Raw genomic sequence first — 3,631 nt, 5'->3', positions numbered from 1 at the left:
TTTCGGCCGTCATCAAATATTTGACCCAGTCGACCTGGTCGCATTCGGCACTTTATGTCGGCGATGCGCTGCCCGAACCGGCCGACGGTTCCGAGCGGCCACGCCTGATCGAGGTCAATCTCGGCGAAGGCTGCGTCGCCGTTCCCTTGTCGAAATACCGCACCTACAACACCCGCATCTGCCGGGCCAACGGCCTTTCGCCGGAGKATCGCGAGCATGTGGTCCGCTTCATGGTGCAAAGGCTCGGCCTGAAATACGACCTCAAGAACATTTTCGACATGCTGCGCTACCTGGTGCCGAGGCCGCCCGTGCCGGTGCGCTGGCGCCGTCGCATGATCGCCTTCGGCTCGGGCGACCCAACCCGCGCTATCTGCTCGACGATGATCGCCGAGGCCTATGGCCAGATCCGCTATCCGATCCTGCCGGAGATCACCCGTGCACCGGGCCGCGCGTCGGCCCAGTCGAACTATATGCGCCGCGAGATCATGCACATCCGCCACCACTCGCTCTACACGCCGCGCGACTTCGACCTGTCGCCCTATTTCCGCATCGTCAAGCCGACGCTGGAATATGGCTTCGACTACAAGCAGGTCAGCTGGGGCGATCAGGAGCAGACGGGCTCTATCGCGTAGCTGTCGTATCAGCCTGGAGCAGGTCGTGTCAGTTGGTCACTGTCGCCGCATGCTGTGGTCAGCACCTTCGTCCTTCAGCAGGTGGCGGCTGGCCACCCAGCACAAGGTCGCCCAGGCAAAGCCTGCGCACCAGCCGGCGAGCACATCGGAAGGCCAGTGCACGCCGAGATAGACCCGACTGATACCGACCATCAGCGTCGTCAGCACCGCAATTGCGAAAACGAAGACTGTCGTCGCGCGCCCCGGCAGGAAGCGTGCCAAAAGCGCGCCCAGCGTCAGATAGGTCACCGCCGACAACATCGCGTGTCCGCTCGGAAAGCTCATCGTGTACACCTGTGCCAGATGCGAGACGAGGTCGGGACGTGGCCGGTCGATGCCGAGCTTCAGCACGCTCGACAGCACCTGTCCGCCGGCGACCGCAACGAACACGAACAGTGCCGGTCTCCAGCGCTTGGTCATGCACAGGAAAATGATGGTGATTGCGGTGATGTAGATCAGCACCGAGGCACTGCCGAGTGCGGTGATGTCGCGCATCGCTTCTTCGAGCCAGAGCGGCCCGATCGGGTTGTTGGGCTCGCCCGCCACGCGAAACGCCAGCAATATATCGGTGTCGAAAGCGTGTGGGGCGGCGTCGCGGGCGATTTCGGAAAGTTCAACGAACCCCCACAGGCCGCCGGCAATGATGATACCCGCCGCCAGCAGCGAAAATTCGATCCTGTTCCACAGTGTCTGCCGCATCGTCTTGCCGTTTGCCTTATGTGTTTGAGAGCACTTCCGAACCCGAGTCCGCGCCGAGAAAGTGGGGACCGCTTTTGGGAAAAAAAGATGCTCAAACAAGAAATCGGAACTCGTCCCGCCTGAATCGGGATGAACGCCGAGAGGCTCTATAATCAAGGCCGATTTCCGACGAAACTGTCATGCTACTGTTATCTCGTCCGATTAGCGGTCTCGGCCAACCCCAAGCCGAACACCAAGCCAGAGGTCGAGACGATGAACCAGTACACACCAGGCGATCAGAAATTCCGTACGAGCATGCTCGAGGAGAATGACGGTCCCGGCCACAACCCGACCGACAACCGCACCATGGGCGACATCATCGCCAAGCGCTTTTCCCGCCGCAGCTTTCTCCAGGGCTCGCTCGCCGTCTCGGCCATTGCCGCCACCGTCAGCCCGATCGCCATCCTGCTCGCCGACGATGCTCGCGCGGCCACTGCGTCCGCCTTCATCTTCGACGAGGTCGAGGCTGGCATCGATGACAAGCACCATGTTGCATCAGGCTACGACGCCGACATTCTGCTGCGCTGGGGCGATCCGATCTTCGCTGACGCACCCGAATTCGACCCGCTCAACCAGACGGCGGAAGCGCAAAACCGTCAGTTCGGCTACAACAACGACTATGTCGGCTACATCGAGCTCGACGGCTCGTCCGAGCACGGCCTCCTGGTCGTCAACCACGAATACACCAACGATCACCTGATGTTCCCCGGCATCGTCAAGATCGTCGAAGGCAAGATCGACGTCACCCCAGCCGATCAGAAGCGCGTCGACATCGAGATGGCCGCCCATGGCGGTTCGATCGTCGAGATCCGCAAAGAAGGGGGCAAGTGGCAGGTCGTCCGTGACGGCAAGCTCAACCGCCGCATCACCTCCACCACCGAGATGCAGCTGACCGGCCCCGCCGCCGGCCATGACCGCCTCAAGACCAATGCGGACGCCTCCGGCACCAAGGTGTTCGGCACGCTCAACAATTGCGCCGGCGGTGTCACGCCCTGGGGTACCTACATCATGGCCGAGGAAAATTTCCACGGCTATTTCGGCGGCGAGCTGCCGGCCGATCACCCCGAAGCCGCCAACTACAAGCGCCTCGGCGTGCCGGAAGGCACCTATGAGTGGCTGAAGTTCTACGACCGCTTTGACGTCGCAAAGGAGCCGAACGAACCCAACCGCTTCGGCTGGATCGTCGAGGTCGACGTTCAGGACCCGAATTCCGCGCCGAAGAAGCGCACCGCCCTTGGCCGCTTCAAGCACGAGGGTGCCGAATCGATCGTCGCCTCCGACGGCCGGGTCGTGTTCTATCTCGGCGACGACGAGCGCTTCGACTACGTCTACAAGTTCGTGACCTCGGGCAAGTTCAACCCCAACGACCGCGCCGCCAATCTCGACCTGCTCGACGAAGGCACGCTCTATGTCGCCAAGTTCGCCGAGGACGGCTCGTTCGAATGGCTGCCGCTTGTGCAGGGCGAGGGCCCGCTGACGGCTGATGCCGGCTTCGCCAGCCAGGCCGACGTGGTCATCGAGACGCGCCGCGCCGCCGACCTGCTCGGCGCCACCAAGATGGACCGGCCCGAAGACATCCAGCCCAATGCCGTCAACGGCAAGGTCTATGTCATGCTGACCAACAATTCCAAGCGCAAGGCCGACCAGGTCGACGCCGCCAACCCGCGTGCCGAAAACGCCTTCGGCCACATCATCGAACTGATCGAGGATGGCGGCGATTTCACCGCCACCAAGGGCAAGTGGGAAGTGCTGCTGAAATGCGGCGATCCTTCGATCGCCGAAGTCGGCGCCTCGTTCTCGACCTCGACCACCGAAAATGGCTGGTTCGGCATGCCCGACAACTGCGCGGTCGATTCCGCAGGCCGCCTGTGGGTTTCGACCGATGGCAACTCCCCCAAGGCCACCGGCCGCACCGACGGCCTGTGGGCGGTCGATACCGAAGGCGAGGCGCGCGCCACCTCGAAGCTGTTTTTCCGCGTGCCGGTCGGTGCCGAGATGTGCGGCCCGCTCTTCACACCAGATGATCAGACCGCTTTTGTCGCTGTCCAGCATCCGGGCGACGGCGGCGAGGATTGGGAAGGTTTCGGCCGTCCGTCCTATTACGAGGACCTGTCGACGCGCTGGCCCGACTTCAAGCCCGACATGCCGGTTCGCCCGGCGGTTGTCGCCATCACCAAACAAGGCGGCGGCAAGATCGCCGTCTGATCTTCCAAGGACAATAC

Annotated in this window: 3 protein-coding genes; 2 read left to right on the top strand and 1 reads right to left on the bottom strand. The window is 62.6% G+C overall.

The genetic code is table 11. From position 1 onward, the window contains the following. A partial coding sequence (locus AC1DWF_RS30985; RefSeq protein ID WP_476842479.1) for a C40 family peptidase occupies positions 1-632 on the top strand: 632 nt, incomplete at its 5' end. A 36-nt stretch (positions 633-668) separates the two neighbouring features. On the opposite strand, the gene AC1DWF_RS30980 is transcribed toward AC1DWF_RS30985, so the two are convergent. Further along, the gene (locus tag AC1DWF_RS30980) at positions 669-1,370 is read right to left on the bottom strand and encodes a phosphatase PAP2 family protein (RefSeq protein WP_476788948.1); all 702 of its coding nucleotides are present in this window, start codon (positions 1,368-1,370) and stop codon (positions 669-671) included. A gap of 252 nt (positions 1,371-1,622) precedes the next feature. Between AC1DWF_RS30980 and AC1DWF_RS30975 the strand changes: the two genes are divergently transcribed. Then, complete coding sequence (locus tag AC1DWF_RS30975) at positions 1,623-3,614, top strand: PhoX family protein (protein WP_476784718.1); 1,992 nt, start codon at positions 1,623-1,625, stop codon at positions 3,612-3,614. The last annotated feature ends 17 nt before the right edge of the window (positions 3,615-3,631 follow it).

Source organism: Aminobacter sp. P4_D5 (assembly GCF_056401815.1).
This window is presented reverse-complemented; position numbering and strand designations above follow the sequence as displayed.

Excerpts from the sequence above, each read along its gene's own strand:
- AC1DWF_RS30975 (WP_476784718.1), top strand. The coding sequence starts at position 1,623 with ATGAACCAGTACACACCAGGCGATCAGAAATTCCGTACGAGCATGCTC.
- AC1DWF_RS30980 (WP_476788948.1), bottom strand. The coding sequence starts at position 1,370 with ATGCGGCAGACACTGTGGAACAGGATCGAATTTTCGCTGCTGGCGGCG.